28 protein-coding genes are annotated in these 21,410 nt (G+C 70.9%); 13 read left to right on the top strand and 15 right to left on the bottom strand.

From position 1 onward, the window contains the following. Position 1 precedes the first annotated feature (1 nt). The 4 genes from ABD978_RS21710 to ABD978_RS21695 all read right to left on the bottom strand — a co-directional run bounded on the left by ABD978_RS21710 (position 2) and on the right by ABD978_RS21695 (position 3,923). Entirely contained in the window at positions 2 to 607 is a 606-nt protein-coding gene (locus ABD978_RS21710; protein WP_345357290.1) for a cation efflux transmembrane domain-containing protein, read from the bottom strand. A 399-nt stretch (positions 608 to 1,006) separates the two neighbouring features. Beyond that, positions 1,007 to 1,831 carry a hypothetical protein gene (locus ABD978_RS21705; RefSeq protein ID WP_345357287.1) on the bottom strand — a complete coding sequence of 275 codons (825 nt, stop codon included), beginning with the start codon at positions 1,829 to 1,831 and terminating at the stop codon, positions 1,007 to 1,009. 72 nt (positions 1,832 to 1,903) lie between these two features. Continuing rightward, positions 1,904 to 2,908, bottom strand: coding sequence for a methionine synthase (locus tag ABD978_RS21700; RefSeq protein ID WP_345357284.1), 1,005 nt, complete (start codon positions 2,906 to 2,908; stop codon positions 1,904 to 1,906). A gap of 52 nt (positions 2,909 to 2,960) precedes the next feature. Then, positions 2,961 to 3,923 carry an erythromycin esterase family protein gene (locus ABD978_RS21695; protein ID WP_345357281.1) on the bottom strand — a complete coding sequence of 321 codons (963 nt, stop codon included), beginning with the start codon at positions 3,921 to 3,923 and terminating at the stop codon, positions 2,961 to 2,963. A 213-nt stretch (positions 3,924 to 4,136) separates the two neighbouring features. Between ABD978_RS21695 and ABD978_RS21690 the strand changes: the two genes are divergently transcribed. Next, positions 4,137 to 4,277 carry a hypothetical protein gene (locus ABD978_RS21690; protein ID WP_345357278.1) on the top strand — a complete coding sequence of 47 codons (141 nt, stop codon included), beginning with the start codon at positions 4,137 to 4,139 and terminating at the stop codon, positions 4,275 to 4,277. A 177-nt stretch (positions 4,278 to 4,454) separates the two neighbouring features. Here the strand turns inward: ABD978_RS21690 and ABD978_RS21685 are convergent, their stop codons facing one another. Further along, the gene (locus ABD978_RS21685; protein ID WP_345357275.1) at positions 4,455 to 4,865 is read right to left on the bottom strand and encodes an SRPBCC family protein; all 411 of its coding nucleotides are present in this window, start codon (positions 4,863 to 4,865) and stop codon (positions 4,455 to 4,457) included. 124 nt (positions 4,866 to 4,989) lie between these two features. On the opposite strand from ABD978_RS21685, the gene ABD978_RS21680 reads away from it, so the two are divergent. The 3 genes from ABD978_RS21680 to ABD978_RS21670 are packed head-to-tail and all read left to right on the top strand — an operon-like array spanning position 4,990 to position 7,420. Then, positions 4,990 to 5,832, top strand: a complete 843-nt coding sequence (locus ABD978_RS21680; protein ID WP_345357272.1) for an ABC transporter ATP-binding protein — start codon at positions 4,990 to 4,992, stop codon at positions 5,830 to 5,832. Further along, positions 5,829 to 6,590 carry an ABC transporter permease gene (locus tag ABD978_RS21675; RefSeq protein ID WP_345357269.1) on the top strand — a complete coding sequence of 254 codons (762 nt, stop codon included), beginning with the start codon at positions 5,829 to 5,831 and terminating at the stop codon, positions 6,588 to 6,590. Before ABD978_RS21680 ends, ABD978_RS21675 begins: the two co-directional genes overlap by 4 nt. Positions 6,591 to 6,634: 44 nt before the next feature. Then, the gene (locus ABD978_RS21670; protein ID WP_345357266.1) at positions 6,635 to 7,420 is read left to right on the top strand and encodes a helix-turn-helix domain-containing protein; all 786 of its coding nucleotides are present in this window, start codon (positions 6,635 to 6,637) and stop codon (positions 7,418 to 7,420) included. Positions 7,421 to 7,553: 133 nt separating this feature from the next. Here ABD978_RS21670 and ABD978_RS21665 read toward each other — a convergent pair whose 3' ends face one another. Continuing rightward, on the bottom strand, positions 7,554 to 7,955 hold the full coding sequence (locus ABD978_RS21665) for a nuclear transport factor 2 family protein (protein WP_345357263.1): 402 nt from the start codon (positions 7,953 to 7,955) through the stop codon (positions 7,554 to 7,556). Positions 7,956 to 8,047: 92 nt separating this feature from the next. Between ABD978_RS21665 and ABD978_RS21660 the strand changes: the two genes are divergently transcribed. Then, a complete protein-coding gene (locus ABD978_RS21660) occupies positions 8,048 to 8,599 on the top strand; it encodes a TetR/AcrR family transcriptional regulator (RefSeq protein ID WP_345357260.1) in 552 nt (183 codons plus the stop codon). Positions 8,600 to 8,995: 396 nt separating this feature from the next. On the opposite strand, the gene ABD978_RS43950 is transcribed toward ABD978_RS21660, so the two are convergent. Together ABD978_RS43950 and ABD978_RS21655 are read right to left on the bottom strand one after the other, a co-directional pair. Then, complete coding sequence (locus ABD978_RS43950; RefSeq protein ID WP_364397250.1) at positions 8,996 to 9,088, bottom strand: DUF397 domain-containing protein; 93 nt, start codon at positions 9,086 to 9,088, stop codon at positions 8,996 to 8,998. Next, on the bottom strand, positions 9,085 to 9,462 hold the full coding sequence (locus ABD978_RS21655) for a DUF5753 domain-containing protein (protein WP_345357517.1): 378 nt from the start codon (positions 9,460 to 9,462) through the stop codon (positions 9,085 to 9,087). Before ABD978_RS21655 ends, ABD978_RS43950 begins: the two co-directional genes overlap by 4 nt. 9 nt (positions 9,463 to 9,471) lie before the next feature. On the opposite strand from ABD978_RS21655, the gene ABD978_RS21650 reads away from it, so the two are divergent. Beyond that, complete coding sequence (locus tag ABD978_RS21650) at positions 9,472 to 9,612, top strand: ATP-binding protein (protein ID WP_345357522.1); 141 nt, start codon at positions 9,472 to 9,474, stop codon at positions 9,610 to 9,612. Here the strand turns inward: ABD978_RS21650 and ABD978_RS21645 are convergent. Together ABD978_RS21645 and ABD978_RS21640 are read right to left on the bottom strand one after the other, a co-directional pair. Then, positions 9,590 to 10,213, bottom strand: coding sequence for a hypothetical protein (locus ABD978_RS21645; protein WP_345357257.1), 624 nt, complete (start codon positions 10,211 to 10,213; stop codon positions 9,590 to 9,592). The two genes, ABD978_RS21650 and ABD978_RS21645, sit on opposite strands and share 23 nt — an antisense overlap. Before the next feature lie 125 nt (positions 10,214 to 10,338). Continuing rightward, positions 10,339 to 10,884 carry a helix-turn-helix domain-containing protein gene (locus ABD978_RS21640; RefSeq protein WP_345357254.1) on the bottom strand — a complete coding sequence of 182 codons (546 nt, stop codon included), beginning with the start codon at positions 10,882 to 10,884 and terminating at the stop codon, positions 10,339 to 10,341. 52 nt (positions 10,885 to 10,936) lie between these two features. Between ABD978_RS21640 and ABD978_RS21635 the strand changes: the two genes are divergently transcribed. Beyond that, complete coding sequence (locus ABD978_RS21635) at positions 10,937 to 12,106, top strand: pyridoxal phosphate-dependent aminotransferase (RefSeq protein ID WP_345357251.1); 1,170 nt, start codon at positions 10,937 to 10,939, stop codon at positions 12,104 to 12,106. Positions 12,107 to 12,109: 3 nt separating this feature from the next. On the opposite strand, the gene ABD978_RS21630 is transcribed toward ABD978_RS21635, so the two are convergent. Together ABD978_RS21630 and ABD978_RS21625 are read right to left on the bottom strand one after the other, a co-directional pair. After that, positions 12,110 to 12,922, bottom strand: coding sequence for an LLM class F420-dependent oxidoreductase (locus ABD978_RS21630; RefSeq protein ID WP_345357248.1), 813 nt, complete (start codon positions 12,920 to 12,922; stop codon positions 12,110 to 12,112). Positions 12,923 to 13,055: 133 nt separating this feature from the next. Continuing rightward, positions 13,056 to 13,190: a hypothetical protein gene (locus tag ABD978_RS21625; protein WP_345357245.1), complete on the bottom strand. Its 135-nt coding sequence runs from the start codon at positions 13,188 to 13,190 to the stop codon at positions 13,056 to 13,058. Positions 13,191 to 13,374: 184 nt separating this feature from the next. Here ABD978_RS21625 and ABD978_RS21620 point away from each other — a divergent pair, with 184 nt between their 5' ends. Together ABD978_RS21620 and ABD978_RS21615 are read left to right on the top strand one after the other, a co-directional pair. Further along, positions 13,375 to 13,815 (top strand): hypothetical protein, encoded by a 441-nt coding sequence (locus ABD978_RS21620; protein ID WP_345357242.1) that lies wholly within the window; start codon positions 13,375 to 13,377, stop codon positions 13,813 to 13,815. Continuing rightward, positions 13,815 to 14,114 (top strand): transcriptional regulator, encoded by a 300-nt coding sequence (locus tag ABD978_RS21615; protein WP_345357239.1) that lies wholly within the window; start codon positions 13,815 to 13,817, stop codon positions 14,112 to 14,114. Before ABD978_RS21620 ends, ABD978_RS21615 begins: the two co-directional genes overlap by 1 nt. 7 nt (positions 14,115 to 14,121) lie before the next feature. Here ABD978_RS21615 and mnmA read toward each other — a convergent pair whose 3' ends face one another. Continuing rightward, on the bottom strand, positions 14,122 to 15,213 hold the full coding sequence (gene mnmA / locus ABD978_RS21610) for a tRNA 2-thiouridine(34) synthase MnmA (RefSeq protein WP_345357236.1): 1,092 nt from the start codon (positions 15,211 to 15,213) through the stop codon (positions 14,122 to 14,124). A 601-nt stretch (positions 15,214 to 15,814) separates the two neighbouring features. On the opposite strand from mnmA, the gene ABD978_RS21605 reads away from it, so the two are divergent. Next, positions 15,815 to 16,816 (top strand): DUF695 domain-containing protein, encoded by a 1,002-nt coding sequence (locus ABD978_RS21605; protein WP_345357233.1) that lies wholly within the window; start codon positions 15,815 to 15,817, stop codon positions 16,814 to 16,816. A 57-nt stretch (positions 16,817 to 16,873) separates the two neighbouring features. Here ABD978_RS21605 and ABD978_RS21600 read toward each other — a convergent pair whose 3' ends face one another. Both ABD978_RS21600 and ABD978_RS21595 read right to left on the bottom strand, forming a co-directional pair. Next, complete coding sequence (locus ABD978_RS21600; RefSeq protein ID WP_345357230.1) at positions 16,874 to 18,028, bottom strand: cysteine desulfurase family protein; 1,155 nt, start codon at positions 18,026 to 18,028, stop codon at positions 16,874 to 16,876. Between the two features lie 106 nt (positions 18,029 to 18,134). Continuing rightward, entirely contained in the window at positions 18,135 to 18,830 is a 696-nt protein-coding gene (locus ABD978_RS21595) for an SDR family oxidoreductase (RefSeq protein WP_345357227.1), read from the bottom strand. 68 nt (positions 18,831 to 18,898) lie between these two features. On the opposite strand from ABD978_RS21595, the gene ABD978_RS21590 reads away from it, so the two are divergent. The 3 genes from ABD978_RS21590 (at position 18,899) to ABD978_RS21580 (ending at position 21,328) form a co-directional block, all read left to right on the top strand. Then, entirely contained in the window at positions 18,899 to 19,486 is a 588-nt protein-coding gene (locus ABD978_RS21590; RefSeq protein ID WP_345357224.1) for a TetR/AcrR family transcriptional regulator, read from the top strand. Positions 19,487 to 19,518: 32 nt separating this feature from the next. Then, entirely contained in the window at positions 19,519 to 20,040 is a 522-nt protein-coding gene (locus ABD978_RS21585) for a TetR/AcrR family transcriptional regulator (protein ID WP_345357221.1), read from the top strand. A 91-nt stretch (positions 20,041 to 20,131) separates the two neighbouring features. Continuing rightward, the gene (locus ABD978_RS21580) at positions 20,132 to 21,328 is read left to right on the top strand and encodes an MFS transporter (RefSeq protein WP_345357218.1); all 1,197 of its coding nucleotides are present in this window, start codon (positions 20,132 to 20,134) and stop codon (positions 21,326 to 21,328) included. Positions 21,329 to 21,410 lie beyond the last annotated feature (82 nt).

Here is a 21,410-nt window from a genome sequence, read left to right as displayed (position 1 = left end):
CTCAGTGCCGGCCGGTGAGGAGGCCGTGGACCTCTCGGACGGCATAGAACACCAGTACGTAGCCGGCGAGGGGATCGGCCCACCACCAGCCGGCCGCGGCGTTCAGAACCAGCCCGGTCAGAACCGCAGCGGCCAGGACCGCATCGACGAGCGTGACGTGGCCCTCCGCGGACAGGACCGGGTTGCCCAAGGCCGCGCCGGTGCGCGCCTTGCCGTAGGCGAGGGCGGCCATGACCACGGCGGTGACGGCGGTCCAGGCGATTCCGCCGGGGCTGTGCGCGGCCCGGTGCCCGGACGCCAGCGCCCAACTGGATTGGATCAGCAGATACACGGCCAAGCCGATGAACGCGACGGCGATCAGGCGCAGAGCACGGCGCCGGCGATACTCACCGGTGCCGGACAGCTCCCACACCACCACCACCGAGGCACCGATCTCGATCAGTGAGTCCAGCCCGAACCCGGCCAATGCCACCGATCGGGCGGCGATGGCCGCGGCGGCCAGGACCGCGACGCCGGCCACGTTCCAGCCGAGCGTGAGGTACTCCAGCGCGAAACCGCGCCGCAGCAGACGGGCCAGGTCCGCGGGGATCGGCGGCGGCGCGTTCATGACCGGCAGTCTGCCAGCCGCGATCGCCACCGGAAATCGGCAGGCCCCGCGTCGTGAATCGGCCACCGCGTCGAAGGCCCGAAGCCTGTACCGCGCGGAACCTGCGAGGAGAATCGGAGAGCGCCGCGCGGGGGTACCCGTACGTTGAGGTCCGTGATCAATGCCAGAGGTGATCCGCGTGGTCGTCCGCATCACCCCGCACCGGGTGGTCGGCACCGCCGCCGACTGACCCGCGAGCCTCGACCGGCGCGATCGCCTGTCCCCGGCTGCACGAAAGACTCGGTAATCGCCGTCGCGAAGCGGGGCGAACGACGCCGAAATCGCCCCTCCCCCGCCGCCTTCACCGAGCTTTCCGGTCGGCGTCACGGCCGGGGAGGGGCGGTTGTGAGCGGCGGGCCGTCAGAAGATGAGCGCGAGCAGGTGGCCGAGAAGAGCGGACAGGGCGGCCAACACCAGGGACGCGCCGAACAACGGGACGAAGATGGACAACAGCGTTCCCCAGGGCGGGGGGTTCTGCCGCAGCCGCTTCAAGCCGCCGACCTTGATGTTCTTCGGCGCCACGCAGAGCACGACGAGCAGGAACGCGGCGAGGGCGACGATTCCGAAGGCGGTCGCGAGGTTCGTCCCGGCGTTCGCCGCACCCGGCCGGACGTACCCGCCATCGGTCTTGCGGCGCGCCGTGACGGGCTTGCCGACGTCGATCCGGGCGTCACGGACCCGAGCCGACCGGTCGACCGATCCGCCCTTGGCCGGCACGAACGTCCCCGTGCAGACGCGCGAGCCGTCCTTGCCGGATCCAGTGGCGTGGCACCGTACGGCCGTGAACGTGCCCTGGGTTCCGGACAGCCCGGACGAGTAGCGGAAGTCGTCCAGTGGGAAGGTCAGCAGCCAGCCCGCCAAGGCGAGGATTCCCACCGCGACGAGCACGCCGACCGAGACGAGCAACACGCTCAACGGAGACCCCGCCGTGGCGTGCCTGATCCGCTTCTCCCTGGTCGCGGGCCGCTTTCGCCGGGTGACGGGCCTGGTCGTCTTCCGCTCGCCCGCCGCGGCGCTCTTCTTCCGCTCCCCCGCCGCGGCGCTCTTCTTGCGCCCGCCTGCGGCAGTGCTCCTTTTCCGCCCGGCGGCGGGCCGGCTCTTCGGCCGCCCGGCGGCGGAGCCGCGCTTCTTCTCCCCGTCGGCGGGCTCTTCCTCGGCGTCCCGTACCGCTCGCGACGGCGCCATGGCAGCTACCTCTCCCTGTTCTGTTGTGATCCGGCCGAACCTTCGTCGTCTGAGACGCGCGGTCGGTTCCGCTCAGTCCTCGGCGGTCTCGGCCAGGACCCGCGCCGCCTCGCCGCAGTGCTTCAACGCGGCCCGTACGTAGCCGGGGCTCGCGCCGGCCAGGCCACAGGCGGGGGTGACGACGACGCCCTCGGCCAGGACCCGCGGGGAGAAGCCGAGACGCCGCCACAGCTCCTGGACGCGACCCAGCGACTGCTTCGGCGTTGGCAGGCGGGTGTCCGTGCCGGGAACGATGCCGAGGAGGAACCCGGTGCCCGCCTCGACGGCCTCGCCGATCGCGTCCTCGTCCGCGCCGCGCAGCGACGCGGCGTCGACCGAGATCGCCTTCGCGCCCGCGCCCCGCAGCAGGCCGTACGGGGTGCGCGGAGCGCAGGAGTGCACGATCGGGAAGGCGTCCGTCGCCTCGATCACCCGTCGCAGACCGTCCTCGGCCAGGGGGGCCTCGACGGCGGGGAGCCGGGAGAACCCGCTCGCGGTCGGCACGGTTCCGGCCAGGACGCCGGGCAGGCCCGGCTCGTCGAGTTGCAGCAGGATCGTCGCGCGCGGGAGCCTGCGGCGTACGTCGGCGACGTGCGCGGCGACGCCCTCGGCGAGCGAGGCGATCAGGTCGCGTACGGCCCCGGGGTCGCGGAGCGCTCGGTCGCCGTGCCTGAGCTCGATCGAGGCGGCGAGGGTCCACGGCCCGGTGACCTGGATCTTGAACGGTCCCTCGTACTCCCCCGCCTGCTCTTCCAGAGTGTCGAGGTCGCGGGCGAGCATGCTGTGGGCGCGGATCGTGTCCCGGCCCGGCCGGTCGGCGAACCTCCACCCCGACGGCTGCAGCGCGACGGCCAGTTCGACGAGCAGTCCGGCGGCACGTCCGATCATGTCCGCGCCCGGCCCGCGTGCGGGCAGCTCCGGGAGGTACGGCAGGTCGGGAAGCTGGTCGAGGACGATCCGCAGCGCCTCGGCGGGATCGTCGCCGGGGTGGGAACCGACGCCGGTCGCGGTCCCGATGGTCCACGGAAGATCAGGCACAGCAGAAGCCTAGAGCCTGAAGACTGGATCTTCGGCCGCCGCCGACCGCGCGTCAGGCGGGCAGCGGCTGGAGGAGGCGGGCGGGGGTGACCTCCTCGGTGTGGATGACGACGTCGAACCAGGTCCGCAGCGATCCGCCCGACATGGAGTAGGACGCGTCGTCCGCCGGGTCGTAGAACGGACCGATCAGCCGCGTCTTGGTGGCCGCGCCGAGCCGCCGGCGTACGGGCTCGGGCTGCGGCTCGCGCAGGTCCAGGACGTATCCCGCCCGGCCGGCGGCGGCCTCGCTGAGCACCGCGTCGACGAACTGCGCACTCGGCCGGGGAAGGGGCACGCCGATCGAGCCGTGCCCCACGGTGAGACCGATCGACCGGTAGTCCTGGCCCATTCGTTCCCGCAGGTGACCGCCCATGTTGCGATGGGTCTCAGGCGGTGCGGCCTGGGAGATCGTACGGGGGTCTCCGACGGCGGTGTGCGCCGTCCCTCCCCAGTACACGATCTTGTCGCCGGCGCGTTCCTGCCACCAGGCGACGCCCTCGGCCAGCGTCCGCTCGACCCCGGCGAGGCCGTCGAGCGGTGTCACGTCCTGCGCCGTCCGGTCCGGAGCCTCGGCGAAGCGCACCGGGTCGTCCGGGTGCCGGCGGTTGTACGACCTCATCCAGCGGACGACGTCAAGGATCTCCTCCGTCCGCCAGAACGCCCGCGCCCCGGCCAGCATCGCGCGCGGATCCCCGTCGCCGGTGGCGATGTAGGCGGCCAGCCCGAGCCGTACGGGGTCATCGCCTTCCAGGGCCAGCGACCGGAACCCTTCCTGCTCCACCAACAGCCGCAGGGTTCGGTGCGCGACGACCGACAGCTCCCGTGACATCCGCGTGGCGGCACCGAGGGCCACCACCTTGGCATCCCGAACCATCGGCGCGAGCGGCCGCAGGTCGTCCAGCGGCTCACCGGGCTCACCATGGACCAGTTCCACGGAATGCCCCGTGATCCACTCGGCCACCGTCGCCTCCGACATGCCACACCGCCTCTCGCCTCGAGTCGCCTCCGCCGCGGCTCCTCTCGGCACAGAGCCTGTTACGTGAACTGCGGTTGAGGTCAAGGGGAGACGACTTCCCGAATTCCCACCGGGCGATCCGGAACTTGCCCTATGGCGAAACGCGCGCACAGTCATAACCGTGCGGGCGGCAGACCCCCGCACGTGAAGTCTCACTGACAACTGGAGGAAACAATGTCCGACCCGAAGGACACCAACGGTTCCGAGCGGAACGACACCCAGAACAGCGGCCAGGAGGACGGCCAGAACGACGCGCCCCAGTCCTTCCTGTTCGAGAACGCGGACGGCTCCGTCACCTCGATGCGGATCCGCTGACCCACCAGCAGGCCCGGGCGGCATCGGCCGCCTAGCCTCCCCTACGACCGCCCTTCCCCGGCTTCCTGGGGAAGGGCGTTCTTCCTGTTGGCGATCACTTACAGGTACGGCAATCGGATGCAGATCATCTCCGGAGCGATGGCCCGCGCGCCGCTTCTTCTGTGACCGGCTCCTCTCCTAGTGCGCGGCCGACTCGATCGCCTGCTTCATCTCGATCGCGCCGCGTTCGACCCGGATCCGGATCTCGCGCTCGAGCGCGTGCGGCAGCACGTCGGTGGTCCAGATGAGCCGGCCCGCCCTGTCCCCCTCGGGGCGGACCTCGAAGGAGGCGTGATGGTGCTCGGTCGGCGGCCGCGCGCCCTCGGAGACGGAGTAGGCCAGGCGGCGCGCTCCGTCGTCGATGGCGACGATCAGCTCACGGATCACGTGCCCGTCGGGGAAGGTCAGGAACCGCTGGTCGCCCTCGATGCGGGTCCCGGCCACCCGGCCGGGCAGGAGGCGCTCGTGCACGGCGCCGACGTCGCGGATGACGTCCCAGATGTGGTCGGGAGACGCGTCGATGACGATCTCGTGGCGGATGGAGGCCACGCCGGCTCCTCGCGGTAAGAAGTACAGGTCGCGATCAAGGTAGTGCCTCGGCATGTTCGCGCCACCTCGGCACTGCCCTGCGGGCTTGACCTTGACGCTGCGTCAACCCTTCACTCTGGCGGTCATGAGCGTCCCACCGACAAGACCCGCGATCCACGTGCAGGGTCTGGAGAAGTCTTACAAGGAGCTACGTGTGCTGCGCGGCGTGGACTTCGACGTGGAGCGTGGCAGCGTTTTCGCCCTGCTCGGCTCGAACGGGGCGGGCAAGACCACGGTCATCAGGATCCTCTCCACGCTGCTGAAGGCGGACGCGGGCACGGTCGACGTCAACGGCTTCGACGTCGCCGCGCAGCCGGCCAAGGTGCGGGAGTCCTTCAACCTCACCGGACAGTTCGCCGCCGTGGACGAGATCCTCACCGGGCGGGAGAACCTCGTGCTGGTCGCGAAGCTGCGGCATCTCAAGAACCCCGGCGCAGTGGCGGACACCCTGCTGCGGCGTTTCGCGCTGACCGATGCGGCCACGCGGAAGGTGGCGACGTATTCGGGTGGCATGCGTCGCCGCCTCGACATCGCGATGAGCCTCATCGGCAACCCGCCGGTGATCTTCCTCGACGAGCCGACGACCGGGCTGGACCCGCAGGCGCGCGTCGAGGTGTGGCGGACCGTGAAGGAACTCGCCGAGTACGGCACGACGGTGCTGCTGACGACCCAGTATCTCGACGAGGCGGAAGAACTCGCGGACCGGATCGCGATCCTGCACAAGGGCCGGATCATCGTCAACGGCACCCTGGACGAGCTGCGGAGACTCCTGCCGCCCGCCAAGGTCGAATACGTCGAGAAGCAGCCCACTTTGGAGGATGTCTTCTTCGCCGTCGTCGGCGAGAACGGGAAGAACGACGAGAACGGCATCGCCGATCAGAGTGACGAAGACCGCAAGGCCACGCCGAAGGAGAAGGAAGAACGATGACCACACACTTCTTCGGCGACACCGCCGTCCTCACCGGGCGTTCCCTCAAGCACGTCACTCGCAGCGTGGACACCATCATCACCACCGCGATCGTCCCGGTGGCCATGATGCTGATGTTCGTCTACGTGTTCGGCGGCGCGATCCAGCACGGGTCGGGCACCTACGTGTCCTACATGCTGCCCGGCATCCTGCTCATCACGATCGCGTCGGGCATCTCCTACACCGCGTTCCGGCTGTTCACGGACATGCAGGCCGGCATCTTCGAGCGCTTCCAGTCCATGCCGATCGTCCGTTCCGGCGTGCTGTGGGCGCACGTGCTGACCTCGCTGATCGCCAACCTCATCTCGCTCGCGATCGTCGTCGGCGTCGCCTTCCTCATGGGCTTCCGCACCGGAGCGAACGTGGGAGCCTGGCTCGCGGTCGCCGGCATCCTGATCCTGTTCACCCTCGCGCTGACGTGGATCGCCGTCATCCCGGGCCTCACCGCGAGCAGCGTGTCCGGTGCGAGCGCGTTCTCCTACCCGCTCATCTTCCTGCCGTTCATCAGTTCCGCGTTCGTGCCCACCGACACGATGCCCGGCCCGGTGCGCTGGTTCGCCGACCACCAGCCGGTCACGCCGATCGTGAACACGATCCGCGACCTGTTCGCCCGGCACCCGGTCGGCGCCGACATCTGGACCGCCCTCGCCTGGTGCGTCGGCATCCTCGTCGTTGCCTACCTCGTCGCCGGCATCTCCTACCGTCGCAAAATCTCCTGAGGCGGCGTCGACCGGGTCCGCGCGAGTCGAGGCAGGATCACAGCATGCTGACGATCGGTCAACTGGCGGCGTATGCCGGCGTCACGGCGCGGGCGGTGCGGCACTATCACCAGATCGGCCTGCTGCCCGAGCCGGAGCGGGACGCCTCGGGTTACCGGCGGTATGGCGCGAAGGCCGTCGTGGCCCTCATCAAGATCCGCACCCTCGCCAACGCCGGCGTGCCGCTGTCTCAGATCGGTCAGATGCTCGAAGCCGACGCCTCGACCTTCGCCGAGGCGGTCCGAAGGATCGACAGCCACCTGCGCGACGAGATCGAACGGCTTGAGACCAGCCGCGAGCAGATCGCGCAGCTCGCTGCCGGGGACAGCCTGGCGCTCCCACCCGAGGTGGTCTTCTATCTCGATCGGCTTCGGGAGATCGGGGTGTCAGAGCGGATGGTGGAGGCCGAGCGGGACGGGTGGATCCTGGTCGCGGCTCGCTGGCCCGAGCGTGTCCGCGAGTTCATGCCCGGGAAACTCGCGCAGCTCGATGACCCGCGACTCGTTCGGCTCTATGAGGTCCTGTCGGAGCTCGTGGAAAGCGACGAAGGCGACGACGACCCGCGTCTGCGGGAAGCCGCCGACCTCATGGCCGGCATGGCCGAGCAGGCATACACCTCCGGCGAGATCAATTTCGGCGAGATGGCGTACGACGATCTGTCGTTCGACCTCCTGGACGCACTCGCCGTCGAGTCCGACCCGCGGGCGCAGCGGATGCTGGACCTGATGCGCGAGCGTGGCTGGGCCGGTTGGACCCGGTTGAAGCGGCTGGCGGAGCCGCCCGACTCCTAAGGAGGCTGGTGCGGTGACCGCAGACGTTCGCCGGGTCCAGTGGCACCCCGGCCGAATCCTCTGGGCCGGCCCACGACAGCGACGGAAACCTCATCGGATCCGGCGAACATCGGTGGTCATCGCACTAGCGGGTTCAGGCGGCGGTCAGGTCCGGGAGCGAGTTCGCGCCCACGTAGTCGCGGAAGAGGACGATCCGGCCGTCGCGGATCCGGAAGACCTGGACGCTGGGCACCTCGAACGTCGCGCCCGTGGTGGTGAGCCGCACGACCGAGACCAGCTCGATGATCACCACCTCGGGATCCGAGGTCCGGTGGACCTGCACGGTGCGCAGGTCGGTGATCTCGACCGGCATCCGGTCGGCGCGCGCCGAGAACTCCCGGATCGCCTCCTGCCCCTCCAGCCGAGCCGGAAAGCCGTCGACCGCGAACGGCATCTCCAGCACCGCGTCCTCCGCGAAGAGATCGGCGAACGCCGCCAAGTCGCCGGCGACGAGCAGCCGCCGGCGCCGCTCCAGGACCTCCAGTGGATCTTTCACGCCAAGCCTCCCATTGAACGATCGTTGAACGAATGGTTCAACGACTGTAGAACGAATCTGGCCCGTTGTTCAACCGCCGTAGAATGATTCGTGTGAGCAGCCGGGCCGAACAACGACGCAACACCGAGGCCCGGATCTTGGCGCAGGCCCGCCGCCTGTTCGCCGAAACCGGCTACGACCGGACCACGATCCGTGCCGTGGCGACGGCCGCCGGAGTGGACCCGGGCCTGGTCATGCACTACTTCGGCAGCAAGGAGAAGCTCTTCGCGCGGGTCACCGAGGGCGGGACTCCCCCGATTGCCGGCGGCACCCCAGAACAGGTGGCCGAGCAACTACTCGACCATCTCCGCACTTCGCTGGCGGACGAACCCGTCGAGTCGCTGGCCATCCTGCGGTCGATGCTCACCCACCCCGAGGCCACCCACGAGGTACGGGCCGCGTCCCGCGACCACCGGGACCGCATCAGCGAGGCCATCCCCGACGACCAGGCCGACCTGCGCGCCGCCTTGGTCAGCGCGGTCCTGATCGGCCTCGCCGTCGGCCGGCACCTGATCAAGCTCGACCACCTGGCCGACGCCGACCCGGATCAGATCGTCGAGCTCCTGCGCCCCTCGATCCGCTCCCTCACCAAAGCCGACGACTGACCGACACCGACGTCCGCGAAGTCATCGCCACCGTGCCGTCGGCGTGGCCGGTTTCGATGCCCGTATCGTCGCTTTTTGCCCGTCAAGAGCGGCGGCAAGGTCCTTTGGCGCCTGGCCTCGACGCGGGCGTGGGGGCTCGAGGGCGTGCAAGTGTTCGGTGAAACGGGGTCGGTTCGCCTGGGGAAAGGGGCGAAATCCTGCAACCCGGGCGGTCACGATCGGGTTTTCCGAGACTTTTGGACGTGGCGAAACTTGGGCCGCCGTCAACGCCCCAGATCGCCGTCGCTCGCGGCACCAAAATCCTCGGCGTTACGGGAAGGGCCGGGAGCGATGTCACCTCGACGCACTCGGTCGCCCCTCAGCCTCCGGTGGTCTAGCTGCTTTTACGCCATATGGTCATGGACCTTCGCTCGAGAGCCGTGTCACTTCGACGCAGTCGGTGGTTCCCCCAGCGCCGGTGCTGTAGCTGCTCTTACGCCATGCCGTCATAGATCTTCAGCCGCCCTCTTCAGAAGGTCACGAGTCTGGTCCTCATTCAACGCCTGGGCAGCGATCCGGTCGAATCGGACGGACACGGCGGCCGCCTTCGCCTGCTCGTCGATCATTCGTCCCACATCCAGCGTCGCTCCCGCGAACGCGGCCAAGCGCCGCCCCGGAAGCTCGAAGAAAGTGAACCAGCCATCGATACCGACATGTGGCGCGGCCGTCAGCGGGACTATCCGGAGGGATACGTGCGATAGTTCGCTGCACTCGATCAAATGCTCGAACTGCGCCTTCATGACAGATGGGGCACCCATCGGGCGTAATGCGGCCTCGTCGAGAACCGCCCAGATCAGCGGAGGCACGGGCCGCCGCTGGAGGATCGCTGCCTGATGCTTCAGCCGCCGCGCAAGGGCCGCGTCAAGGTCTGCCTGTTCATCGTCGAGGCGCTGTCCACCGCCTGGGGACATCATCCCGGCACGGACGGCGGCAAGGTCGTCTGGGCGCGCTTCACGACGCCGGCTCGCACGTGACGCCCGGCGCACGCCTCCGGCGGCGGTAGTAGTGCACGGTCAGCAGGCCGAGCAGCGGCCCCCAGGCGACCAGCGGACCGTACGCGACGACGAACACGACGGACTGCCATCCGTGCACGACGAGGCCGGTGCGGTGCGAGCCGTCGATCATCCGGCCGAGACCCGACATGACCAGGGCGTACGGGAAGAGCAGTAGCGCGACGGCGCCGAGGCCCGCCGGGATCACGGCGGCGAGGACCGGCACCCGCCGGCCGCCGAGTCCGGGGATCCAGCGCGGGACGGTCTCGCCCCATTCGCCGACCAGCCCGAAGGCCAGGTAGGCCAGCGCTTCACTGACGACGCTGAGCGCGACCACGTACCAGAGACCGTTGAACACCACGGCCCCGTGGCCCGGGACGGGTTCCGCGGACCGTTCGAGCAGGGGGACGTGGAAGGTGATCGCCGCGATCCGCCAGACACAGGAGGGCAGCACGGTCAGCGTCGTCGCGTACGCCGCCCACACCGCCCATCGAGGAACCCCGGCCGCCGTCCGGCCGTGCAGCCGCGCCAGGGCGCGGTGAACCGTGTGACGTCCGGGTGCGGGGGCGACGTGCGCGCTCATCGCGGTCCTCCTGCGGGCGAGTGTCTGCGTGTCACCACCCCAAGATCGCAAGCGACCCCGTACCCGCACCTCCCTCACGAAGGGGATCACATCCACCTCTCGAGGGAGCGGCCCTGGGCCTTCGGTCAGGGTTCGGGATGCAGCATCAGGAGTACGGCGTGGTTGCGCGTCCCGGTTCCCTGGTACACGTGCGGGCTCGCCGCGTCGAAGCGGATGGAGTCGCCCGCCTCCAGCTCCGCGGCCGCGTCGGCGGGGCCGGTGGTGACGCTCCCCTCCGTCACGACGAGGCACTCCTCCACGCCCGGCAGGTGGGCGTCCGAGTGCTGCTCGGCGCCGGCGACCTCGATGTCGTACACCTCGACGGTGCCGCGGATCCTGATGCGGTGGAGCAGCCGGGCGCCGACGGCGTCGCCTTCGGCGCGCGGCCGGTCGTCCGTCGCCCGTACGACCTCGACGGCCGAGGCGGGCGCCTCCAGCAACTCGCCGAGTGGCACCTTCAGCGCCGTGGCCAGCGCCCACAGCGTGCTCAGCGTGGGGTTGGCCTGGCCCAGTTCGATGCCGTGCAGCGTCGTCTTGCCGATCCCGCCGGCCGCCGCGAGATCCGCCAGGGAGATGCCCGCCGCGGTGCGCAGCCTCCGCAGGTTGCCGCCGACCACTTGCCCTACATCCATGCGTATCAGCATAGTGGTATGCCTGTACCGACATAGCGAACGGAGTTCGTACATGACCGTCACCAGACTCCGCGACATTCCCGGGATCGGCGTGGACGTCGTCGGGGACGCCGCCGACGCCGTCGCCGACCCGGAGTTCCTGCGGCTGGAGAACCTCGACACCGACCTCAGGCCGCCCGCCGTCGCCCTCGGCGTCACCCGCGCGGCCGTCGACGACGACGCGGCCAACAGCTATCTGCCGTTCCAGGGGCATCGGTCGCTCCGGGCGGCGGCCGCCGCGCACGTGGGCCGGATCGCCGGGCGCGCGTACGATCCGGCCACCGAGTGCGTCAGCGTGGCGGGCGGGCTGAACGGCGTCCTCAACACGCTGCTGGCCACGGTCGAGCCGGGCCAGGAGGTCGTGCTGTGCGACCCCGTCTACGCCGGATTGGTGAACCGGGTGCGCCTCGCCGGCGGGGTGACGCGCTTCGTCCCGGCCGAGGCCACGGCGGAGGGCTGGTCCGTCGACCCCGAGCGGCTCGCGGCGGCCGTGGGCCCGCGGACCGCGGCGGTCCTGATGATGAGCCCGGCCATGCCGACCGGCCTCGTGCTCGACGACCGGCACTGGGTGGCCCTCGCGGACGCGTGCGAGCGCCACGGCGCCTGGCTGATCTACGACGCGGCCATGGAGCGCATCCGGTTCGACGGCCGGCCGCCGAGCCATCCGGCGTCCCACGAGGGGCTGGCGCGGCGGACCATCACCGTGGGGTCGGCCTCGAAGGAACTGCGGATGATCGGCTGGCGGGTCGGCTGGGTCGTCGGCCCCGCCGACATCCTCGCCGACGTCCGGCTGGTCGGCCTGACCAACGTCGTCTGCCAGGTCGGCCTCGCCCAGGACGCGGTCGCCGCCGCGCTGGACGCGCTGGACGCGCCGGACGCCGACGCCGACGTGGCCGCCGCCACGGCCGAGTGGGGGCGGCGCTGCGACACGGTGCTGCGCGAACTCGCCGCGTACCCGGTCGTCCGACCGCAGGGCGGCTGGTCGCTGCTCATCGACGCCGAGCCACTCGGGCTGAGCCCGGCGGACCTGTCGCAGCGCCTGTTCGACCGGGCGAAGGTGGCGGCCACACCCATGGACGGCTGGGGGCCGAACGGGAACCGGTACCTGCGGCTGGTGTTCGCCAACGAACCGGTCGAGCGCCTGGCGGGTCTCGGCGACCGGTTCCGCCAGGCGCTCGGCTGACCGTCAGGCGATGAGCTCGGCCATCCTGTCGAGGCGGCGCAGCGTCTCGTCGGCGGGCTTGGTCGGCAGGAACAGCAGGATCTCGTCCACCTCGGCGGCGATCAGCCCCTCGACGACCTCCCGCTTCGCGGGTGTGGCGTATACGTGGACCGGCACGTGGCGGCCGGCGCGCTCGCGCAGTTCCTTCACGCCCTTCGCGAGGGCGTCGGTGTCCCCGGCGATGGGCAGCCATCCGTCGCCGTACTCCAGGACCCGGTCGAACGTCTTCGGTCCCCAGCCGCCGACGAGGATCGGCGGGGTCCGTACCGGCTTCGGCCAGGAGTACGTCGGGTCGAAGTCGACGTACTCGCCGTGGAACTCGGCCTCGTCCTTGGCCCAGAGCTCCTTCATGGCGAGCACCCGCTCGCGCATGAGCGCCATCCGGGTCTTCGGGTCGGTGCCGTGGTGGCGCATCTCCTCGCGGTTCCAGCCGCCGCCGATGCCGATCGCGGCGCGCCCACCGGAGATCAGGTCCAGCGAGGCGACCTCCTTGGCGAACACGATCGGATCGCGCTGCGGGATCAGCGCGATACCGGTGCCCAGCGTCAGCCGCTCGGTGACGACGGCCGCCGCGGTGAGCGTGACGATCGGGTCCAGCGTGCGGTAGTAGACGCGCGGCAGGTCCCCGCCGCCCGGGTACGGCGTCTCGCGGCTCACCGGGATGTGCGTGTGCTCGGCGACGTACAGCGACGCGAACCCGCGTTCCTCCAGCGCCCGGCCGAGCTCGGCCGGTCCGATGCCCTCATCGGTCACGAAGGTCGATACACCGAATCTCATTCTCCCGAGCCTACGCGCCCGTCGATCGCCAAGGTCTTCCCTGGACGGAGCACGAGAAAGAGGGCCCGGCGCGACGGCCGGGCCCTCACTTGTCACGACAGGATGGTTCCGGTTCCGGCTTCCGCCGGTACCGTCAGCCCTGCTTCTTGCCTCCGGACCGGCGCGTCTCGCCGCCCTGGGCACCGTTGGTCTGGGGCGTCTGACGCTCCGAGCGCGCCACCTCCACGCCCAGGCTGGTGCGCTGCCAGGTCCGCTTGATTCGCGTCATGTTGATCAGCTCCTTTGCGTTCGCTCCCGCACGGCGTGCGGGACTTCTTGGTGAGGACCGTCTGGGGCGGGCTGGAGTCGGCAACTCCCGATGTGGCCGCGGCGTGCCTGCGCACCATCTACTTTCCTGATGGGAAAGTAGATGGTACTTTCCCATCAGGAAAGTACGTCGCACGGGAGGAAGCATGACTCCAGAAGACGCTCTGCGCGAGATCCGGGACCGCGAGGACCAGACCACCGACGCCGCTCTCGGCCCGGTGCCCCGGTGGTTCGTCCTCAGCGGCGCCATCCTGCTCTGTGTGGCGGCCGCCATCCCCGATTACGTGTCCGGCCCCCTGCCCTACCAGGCCGTCCCGATCGCACTCCTCGTCGTACTCGGCGTGATCTCCAACCGGTCACGCCGCGCCCGCCTGCGCCGCGCCCGCTACACGAACAGGTCGGCGCTGCTCGTGCTGCTGATGATGGCGGCCGTGATCACCGTCTTCGTCGGACTGTACGTCGCCGCCTCACTGGCGGACTGGGCGTACCCCTCGACCATCGGAGCGGTCGGCATGGCACTGACGTGGGCCCTGATGGCGCCGTGGTTGAATCGGGCGATGAAGGCGACGCTGCGCCGGGAGCTCTGATGGAGGAAGGCTTCGACGAGTTCATCCACGTACCGGCGAGGCTGTCGATCGTGGCGCTCCTGGCCCCGGCCGAGTGGGTGGAGTTCCGGTTCCTCCGCGAGACCATCGGCACCAGCGACTCCGCCCTGTCCAAGCAGATCACCGCGCTGCAGGACGCCGGCTACGTCACCGTCCGCAAGGAACGCTCGGGCACCGCCCGCCGGACCCTCATCCGGCTCACCGACCAGGGGCGCACCGCGTTCGCCGCCCACGCCGCGGCGCTGGAGCGCATCGTCGCGGCGGCCCGGTCGCACACCTGAGAAACGCTCAGGCGCCGGCCTGAACGGTGCTCGCCGAGAACGTCGCCGCGATCGTCGCGGAACCGAGCACCCGGTCGCCGTCGTACAGCACGGCCGCCTGGCCCTTGGCCACTCCGCGCGCCGGCGCGTGCAGCGAGATCCGCAGCACGTCCCCGACCGGCACCGCCGAGCAGTCGTACACCTCACCGTGCGCCCGCAACTGCACCTTGCAGTCGTACGGCGCGGTGAGCGGCTCGCCCAGCCAGACCGGACGCTCGCCGTGGATCTCATGGACGTCCAGGGCCTCGCGCGGCCCGACCGTCACCGTGTTGGTCACCGGCGAGATGTCGAGGACGTAGCGCGGCCGGCCGTCGGGCGCCGGGCGGCCGAGCCGCAGCCCCTTACGCTGGCCGATCGTGTAGGCGTACGCCCCGTCGTGCTCACCGAGGACCTCCCCCGACGCGTCCACGATCCGCCCCTTCTCCGCGCCGAGCCGGTCGGCCAGGAAGCCCTGGGTGTCACCGTCGGCGATGAAGCAGATGTCGTGGCTGTCCGGCTTGTCGGCGACCGCCAGCCCGCGCCGCTCGGCCTCCCGTCGCACCTCCGCCTTGGTCGTGTCGCCGAGCGGGAACATGGCGTGCGCCAGCTGCTCACGCGTGCAGACGGCCAGGACGTACGACTGGTCCTTGCCGAGGTCGACGCTGCGCCGCAGCTCCCCGTCGGCAAGCCGGGCGTGGTGACCGGTGCAGACCGCGTCGAACCCGAGCGCGAGCGCCTTGTCCAGCAGCGCCTGGAACTTGATCTTCTCGTTGCAGCGCAGGCACGGGTTGGGCGTACGGCCCGCGGCGTATTCGGCGACGAAGTCCTGGACGACGTCGCGGTCGAACCGCTCGGCCATGTCCCACACGTAGAAGGGAATGCCGATCACGTCGGCCGCCCGGCGGGCGTCACGCGCGTCCTCGAGCGTGCAGCACCCCCGCGCGCCGGTGCGGTACGACTGCGGGTTGGACGAGAGCGCGAGGTGCACGCCGGTCACCTCGTGACCGGCCTCGGCGGCACGAGCGGCGGCCACGGCGGAGTCGACGCCGCCCGACATGGCGGCGAGTACGCGAAGAGTCATGACCTACACGAGGGTACGCGCTCACCCCCACCCCCCGCTCAGCCGTAACCAACGACATAACCGGACGAAGGCCGAATAGCGACTGCGATCTGTAGCGATCCACACACGCAGCGTGTCGACATCCTCTACGGTGCGCCGCGTGGGATCCTTTGCATACCTGGACGAGGCCGACGCCGAACCAACGCCGGCACGCACCGGCATCTATCTCATAACCGCGGCCATCGCGGAGAGCGCGCATATCGCCCAGTGCGAGGCGCCGCTCCGAGGGCTTCTGCGGGATGAGGACAACAGGCCGGCAACATCCTGATCGAACGCCGCGAAGGGGAGAAGCTTCAGGCCGCAGACGCGAGAACGATAGGCCGACTATGCGAGCGGGCGGCACTGCCACTCGGCGTCACAGTACGTCAAGCGGCCGCCTCCACTTCGCCGGGCCTCTGGCTCGCCGATGCCGCCGCTGCCGCATGGCGACGGCGCCTCGCTCTGTACATGAGTGGTCACCTTCAGCGATCGAGTACCCCGGCGGGAACGGGCAAGATTCGGGTCGGGAATCGGGCGTGATTAGGCTGGAGAGGTCATTGTCGGCCGTACGATTGGCCGCACCATGGGAATCTTCCGACGCTCTCCAGGTACGCCTTCGCCCAATGCCGCCATCGCCCGGTTCTGGGAGTGGTGGCCGGAGGCCCGGGAACGGCTGGACGACAACGTCCCCGAGGCAATCGCCGAGCAGATCAGCGCGCACGTCGAGGCGATGCACCCCGACCTGGAGTGGGAGATCGGGCCGGGGCCTAGTCTGACGGTGAGCGGCGGCGGGGTCGGCGAGCTGCGCGGGATCGCGGAGCGCTGGTTCCGGGCGGCGCCCGACGACGGCTGGCAGTACCGCCCGGCGCGGACGGCCGATCCGGCCATGCTGGAGGGCAAGCTTCAGCTCGAAGACCACGAGTTCGACCTGAGTTATGTGCGGATGGGCCTGCGCGCGGACGCCCGGCGCGCCCGCGTCGACATCACCGCCTACCACCCGGACTTCCTGTTCGTACCGGAGGAGACGCAGCTCGCCCTCACGTACCGCGTGCTGGACTGGGCGCTGGGCGAGGACGACGTCGCCCGGTGGACCGGCGACGTCACGGTGGTGACCGAAGAGCCGATGGACGCGCTGCCGCCGTCGATGCTGTCCGCGGTGGTCGAGCAGGTCGCGGCGCCGTTCGGCGACCCGGCGTGGCTGACCGGTGAGGGCCGCACCCCACTGGGCCACGCGGCACGGGTGGCCGTGCGCTTCCCGCTGCACCGGCAGGACCACCCGCTGTGCGACCTGTACGTCGCGGTGGCGCTGCCGTACGCGAACGCGAATCCGGACCGGCTCCCGGTCGAGCCGTCGGCGTCGGCGCTCCGGGACTTCGAGAAGTCGATCGAGGCGATGGGCGAGCGTGTCCTGCTGGCCGCGCACGAGAGCGGCGACGGGCGGCGGGTGTTCCACCTGTACGTCGACCCGGAGTCCGGCGCGGTCGCCGAGCTCGACCAGCTCGCCGCGGGCTGGTCGGAGGGCCGGGCCAAGGTCTCCTCCCAGCCGGATCCGGCGTGGGAGGTCCTGGAGCCCTACCAGCCGTAAGGTTCTGGCCTGATCCGGCCATCACCGGCTGCGTGCGCGAGCATGGGCGGGGCGCGGTCAGGCGGCGCCGGCGCGGCGGGCGCGCTCGATGACGGGGCCGATGACGTCGGCGACGGCGTCGATGTCGGCCTGCGTGCTCGTGTGGCCGAGGGAGAACCGCAGCGAGCCCCGTGCCCGCGGCAGGTCGGCGCCCATCGCGAGGAGCACGTGGCTGGGCTCGGCGACGCCGGCCGAGCACGCCGACCCGGTCGAGCACTCGACGTCCCGGGCGTCGAGCAGCATCAGCAGGGCGTCGCCCTCGCAGCCGGGGAAGGACAGGTGGGCGTTGCCGGGGAGCCGGTTCTCGGGGTCGCCGTTGAGGACGACGTCGGGCACGGCCGCGCGGACGCGCTCGATGAGGTCGTCGCGGAGCCGGGCCAGGCGCTCCGCCTCGGCGGTCCGCCGGGAGACGGCGACGCGCATCGCGGTGGCGAAGCCGGCGATCGCGGCGGCGTCGAGAGTGCCGGACCGTACGTCGCGTTCCTGGCCGCCGCCGTGCAGGACGGGAACGGGGTCCAGGCCCTTGGCGAGCAGCAGGGCGCCGGCGCCGACCGGCCCGCCGATCTTGTGCCCGGTGACGGTCATCGCGTCCGTGCCGAACGTGATGGGGAGCTGCGCGACCGCCTGAACGGCGTCGGTGTGGAACGGGATGCCGTGCTCGCGGGCGATCGCGGCGAGCTCGGCGATCGGCTGCACCGTGCCGATCTCGTTGTTGGCCCACATGACGCTGACGACCGCCACCGTGCCGGGGTCGCGGTCGATGGCGGCGCGCAGGGTGTCGGGCCGGACCCTGCCGTCGGCGTCGACGGCCAGGTGCTCGACGCTCGCCCCCTCGCGGTCGGCCAGCCACTGCGCCGAGTCGAGCACGGCGTGGTGCTCGATCGCGCTGACCAGCACGCGGGTCCGGGCCGGATCGGCGCTCCGGCGGGTCCAGAAGATCCCTTTGAGCGCGAGGTTGTCGGCCTCGGTGCCGCCGCTGGTGAAGACCACCTCGCTGGGCCGGGCGCCCAGCGACTCGGCGATGATCTCGCGCGACTCCTCGACGACGCGCCGGGCGCGGCGGCCGGAGGCGTGCAGCGAGGAGGGGTTGCCGATGCGCGCGAGCTCCGCGGTCATCGCCTCGATCGCCTCGGGCAGCATCGGCGTGGTCGCCGCGTGATCTAGGTACACCATCGCGGCATCAGCCTATCCGCGCCGCCGTCGGCGGGCCACGGCGGTGGGGCCGGACGCCCGGGACGGCGGCGCGGACGGGCGCCGTACGGTGGCGGCGCCGCAGCGGTCAGAGGCTCAGGCCGCCGTCGCAGGTGAGGACCCTGCCCGTGACGAAGCCGGCGCCCATGAGGTAGCGGACCGCGTCGGCGACGTCCTCGGGGCGGCCGACCCGGCGGACGGGCGTCTGCTCGGCGTAGGCGGCGAACTGCTCGCGCCGCTGCTCCTCGGGCAGGAAGGACCACCAGGGCGTGTCGATCACACCGGGCGAGACCGCGTTGACGCGGATCGGCGCGAGCTCGGCGGCCAGCGGCGGCACGGCCCGCTCCAGCGCCCCGTTGACCGCCGCCAGGCCCGCCGTGCCGGGCATCGAGCCCTGGGCGCTGGCGGCGGTGATGAAGGTGATCGACCCGTCCTCGGCGATCGTGTCGAGGGCCGCCTGCGCCGCGAGGAGGTGCGGGAAGAACTTGCCCTCGAAACCGGCCCGCAGGTCGTCCATCTTCAGGTCCCGAAGGGCGCCCGCGCCGCTCGCCCCGCTCAGCGCGAGCACCAGGTGGTCGAACCGGCCGTGCCGTCCGAAGAACGCCCGGACGTCCTCCGCAGACCGTCCGTCCACCGCCTCCGCGACGGCGACCTTCTCCGCGACCGCCTTCAGCTTCTCCGGGTCGCGCCCGGTCACGAGCACCTCGTCACCGTTCGCGGCACAGCTCTCGGCGATCGCCAGTCCGACACCCGACGTACCGCCCAGCACGACTACGCGCATCATGTCTCCAAGTTTCTAGACGCTTCGTCTCGAAATATATTCCGAGACGGGCCGTCTTGTAAAGTGGGGGCATGGTCGACGGCACGCGACGTCCCGGCCGCCCGCGAAGCGAGGCGGCCCGGTTGGCGATCCTCAAGGCGACGCACGACGAACTCCTCGAGCGCGGCTACGGCGGGCTGACGATGGAGGGGATCGCGGCGCGGGCGGGGGTCGGCAAGCAGACGATCTACCGGTGGTGGCGGTCCAAGGCGGACGTCGCGCTGGACTCGCTGCTCAACGTGGCGTCGGAGGGCATCCCGATCCCCGACGAGGGCGGCCTCGAAGCCGACCTGAGCGCCTTCCTCAGCCGCACGTTCGGGATGCAGGAGTCGGAGGGGCCGGTGCTGAAGGGCCTGCTGGCCCAGTCGCTGCTCGATCCGGAGTTCGCCGAGGCCTTCCGCGACCACTTCCTCGCCGGCCGCCGGGCCGCCCTGCGCACGGTGCTGAACCAGGCCGTGGCGCGCGGCGAGATCCCCGCCGACGCGGACCTCGGCCTGCTGCACGACGTGGTGTACGGCGTGCTCTGGTACCGCCTGCTGTTCCGCACCGCTCCGCTGGACGACGAGGCGGCGCGGGGCATCGCGTCACTTATCGCCGGGTCTGTCCGTAATCGGGAATAACTGTACCGTCCGGACGGTATAGTAAGACTGTCATGAAACGAGATGCCCTCCTCGATGCCGCCGAGGCCCTGCTGTGCGAGCAGGGCACCCAGGCGCTCACGCTGTCCGCGGTCGCCGAGCGCGCCCAGGTCAGCAAGGGCGGGCTGCTCTACCACTTCCCCAACAAGGAAGCCCTGATCAGAGGGCTGGTGGAGCGGCTGATCGAGGAGTTCGACGCGCTGATCGCCTCGTACGAGACCGGCGGCCCCGGGTCGTACACCCGCGCCTTCGTCGAGGCGAACTTCGCCGTCGTCATGGACCGCGACCAGTCGCGGCTGCTGCGACGATGGGCGACGGTCAGCGCGGCGGCGGCCGACCCGGCCCTGCTCGCCCAGATCCGCGAGGCGATGCACCGCTGGCACGACCGGGACCCCGCCGACGATCCGAATCCGATCGCCGCGCAGATCGCGCGGCTGGCGGCAGAGGGGCTCTGGGAGGTCGTGATGCACGACCCCGGCCTCTATGACGAGGCGCAGTTGGAGACGCTGCGCGAACGGCTGCTCGGCTCGCTCTAGCGGCCGACCGACCACGAACGACCACACCGGCGCCCATCGGGGGTGCCGGTCCTTTCCGTGCGCACCACGGCAAAAAGAGAGAGGTGAAATCATGACGTCTCGCGTCCTCGTCCGGGCCCGCCTGGGCACCGTGCTGACGTTCGCCCTGGCCGGCATGCTCTGCGGAGTCTGGGTGTCACGGACGCCGGCCCTCGCGGACAAGTTCGGGATGAGGGAAGGCGACGTCGGGATGGCCATCCTCGTCTGGGGGATCGGCGCGATCATCGCGATGCAGGGGCTGCGGGGCGTCATGGCGCGGCTGGGTAGTACCGCGGTCCTGCGGGTCGCCGCGCCGCTGACGGCGGTCAGCGTGGCGCTGGTCGGGCTGGCGCCCACCCGGCCGCTGCTGTTCGTCGCCGTCGCGCTGTTCGGCATGACGTTCGGCCTGACCGACATCGGGATGAACGCCCAGGGCAGCGCCGTGGAACGGTCCTACGGCCGGCCGGTCATGAACAGCATGCACGCCGGATGGTGCGCCGGCGGCATCTCCGGGGGCCTGATCGGCTCCTTCAGCGCCTCGGCCGGGCTGTCGTTCGGCGAGACGCTCGTCGGCGGGGCGATCATCGCCCTCCCCCTGACGATCGTCCTGGGCCGTACGTACATCGACGACCGGGCGCCCGCGTCGAGCGGCCAGGGCCGCGCGCGGCTGCCGCTCGTCGTCTACCTCATCGGCGCGCTGGCGTTCGTCGCCTTCATGATGGAGGGCACGATCGCGGACTGGAGCGGGCTCTTCCTCAACCGGGAGCTCGGCGCCACGCAGGCGGTGGCCGCCCTGGCCTACCCGCTGTTCGAGGCCGCCATGCTCGGCGGCCGGCTCGTCGGCGACCGCGTCCGCGCCCGGCTGGGCACCCGCCGGATGCTGACGTACGCGGGGCTGGGCACGGCGGCCGCCGTCTCGATCGTCGTCCTCGCCCCGGCGACGCCGTTCGCCCTCGTCGGGTTCGGGCTGGCCGGGCTGATGGTCTGCACCGTGGTGCCGACGACGATCTCGGTGGCCGGCTCGGTGGTGCCCGGCCGGTCCGCCTCGGCGGTGGGCCAGGTCGGCGCGATGGGGTACGGCGGCCTCGTCCTGGGACCCGTGGTGATCGGTTTCCTGGCGGACGCCGCCTCGCTGCGGGTCGGGCTCGGCCTCGCGGTCGTGCTGGCGCTGCTGATCGCGGCCAGTGCCCGGTTCGTCCCGGCGCGCCGCTTCATGGTCGTGGCGACCGAGCGGGACGTGGAGCCCGAGAAGGTCCGCCTGGCGGCCTGACCGGCGCGCGGACTCGCCGAGACAGGACGCGGTGAATGATTTACATCAGATAGCCGAAGATCGTAAGTTCTCTTCCAGAGCC

Source organism: Actinoallomurus liliacearum, from assembly GCF_039542035.1.
GTDB classification, from domain to species: Bacteria; Actinomycetota; Actinomycetes; order Streptosporangiales; family Streptosporangiaceae; genus Actinoallomurus; species Actinoallomurus liliacearum.
The sequence above is the reverse complement of the archived record's forward strand: the minus strand, read 5'-3'. Positions and strand labels throughout refer to the sequence as shown.

Coding starts and splice junctions, on each gene's coding strand:
- ABD978_RS21710 (WP_345357290.1), bottom strand. CDS start 607: ATGAACGCGCCGCCGCCGATCCCCGCGGACCTGGCCCGTCTGCTGCGG.
- ABD978_RS21705 (WP_345357287.1), bottom strand. CDS start 1,831: ATGGCGCCGTCGCGAGCGGTACGGGACGCCGAGGAAGAGCCCGCCGAC.
- ABD978_RS21695 (WP_345357281.1), bottom strand. CDS start 3,923: ATGTCGGAGGCGACGGTGGCCGAGTGGATCACGGGGCATTCCGTGGAA.
- ABD978_RS21690 (WP_345357278.1), top strand. CDS start 4,137: ATGTCCGACCCGAAGGACACCAACGGTTCCGAGCGGAACGACACCCAG.
- ABD978_RS21680 (WP_345357272.1), top strand. CDS start 4,990: ATGAGCGTCCCACCGACAAGACCCGCGATCCACGTGCAGGGTCTGGAG.
- ABD978_RS21675 (WP_345357269.1), top strand. CDS start 5,829: ATGACCACACACTTCTTCGGCGACACCGCCGTCCTCACCGGGCGTTCC.
- ABD978_RS21670 (WP_345357266.1), top strand. CDS start 6,635: ATGCTGACGATCGGTCAACTGGCGGCGTATGCCGGCGTCACGGCGCGG.
- ABD978_RS43950 (WP_364397250.1), bottom strand. CDS start 9,088: ATGACGGCATGGCGTAAGAGCAGCTACAGCACCGGCGCTGGGGGAACC.
- ABD978_RS21650 (WP_345357522.1), top strand. CDS start 9,472: ATGCTTCAGCCGCCGCGCAAGGGCCGCGTCAAGGTCTGCCTGTTCATC.
- ABD978_RS21645 (WP_345357257.1), bottom strand. CDS start 10,213: ATGAGCGCGCACGTCGCCCCCGCACCCGGACGTCACACGGTTCACCGC.
- ABD978_RS21640 (WP_345357254.1), bottom strand. CDS start 10,884: ATGGATGTAGGGCAAGTGGTCGGCGGCAACCTGCGGAGGCTGCGCACC.
- ABD978_RS21635 (WP_345357251.1), top strand. CDS start 10,937: ATGACCGTCACCAGACTCCGCGACATTCCCGGGATCGGCGTGGACGTC.
- ABD978_RS21630 (WP_345357248.1), bottom strand. CDS start 12,922: ATGAGATTCGGTGTATCGACCTTCGTGACCGATGAGGGCATCGGACCG.
- ABD978_RS21625 (WP_345357245.1), bottom strand. CDS start 13,190: ATGACGCGAATCAAGCGGACCTGGCAGCGCACCAGCCTGGGCGTGGAG.
- ABD978_RS21620 (WP_345357242.1), top strand. CDS start 13,375: ATGACTCCAGAAGACGCTCTGCGCGAGATCCGGGACCGCGAGGACCAG.
- ABD978_RS21615 (WP_345357239.1), top strand. CDS start 13,815: ATGGAGGAAGGCTTCGACGAGTTCATCCACGTACCGGCGAGGCTGTCG.
- mnmA (WP_345357236.1), bottom strand. CDS start 15,213: ATGACTCTTCGCGTACTCGCCGCCATGTCGGGCGGCGTCGACTCCGCC.
- ABD978_RS21605 (WP_345357233.1), top strand. CDS start 15,815: ATGGGAATCTTCCGACGCTCTCCAGGTACGCCTTCGCCCAATGCCGCC.
- ABD978_RS21600 (WP_345357230.1), bottom strand. CDS start 18,028: ATGGTGTACCTAGATCACGCGGCGACCACGCCGATGCTGCCCGAGGCG.
- ABD978_RS21595 (WP_345357227.1), bottom strand. CDS start 18,830: ATGATGCGCGTAGTCGTGCTGGGCGGTACGTCGGGTGTCGGACTGGCG.
- ABD978_RS21590 (WP_345357224.1), top strand. CDS start 18,899: ATGGTCGACGGCACGCGACGTCCCGGCCGCCCGCGAAGCGAGGCGGCC.
- ABD978_RS21585 (WP_345357221.1), top strand. CDS start 19,519: ATGAAACGAGATGCCCTCCTCGATGCCGCCGAGGCCCTGCTGTGCGAG.
- ABD978_RS21580 (WP_345357218.1), top strand. CDS start 20,132: ATGACGTCTCGCGTCCTCGTCCGGGCCCGCCTGGGCACCGTGCTGACG.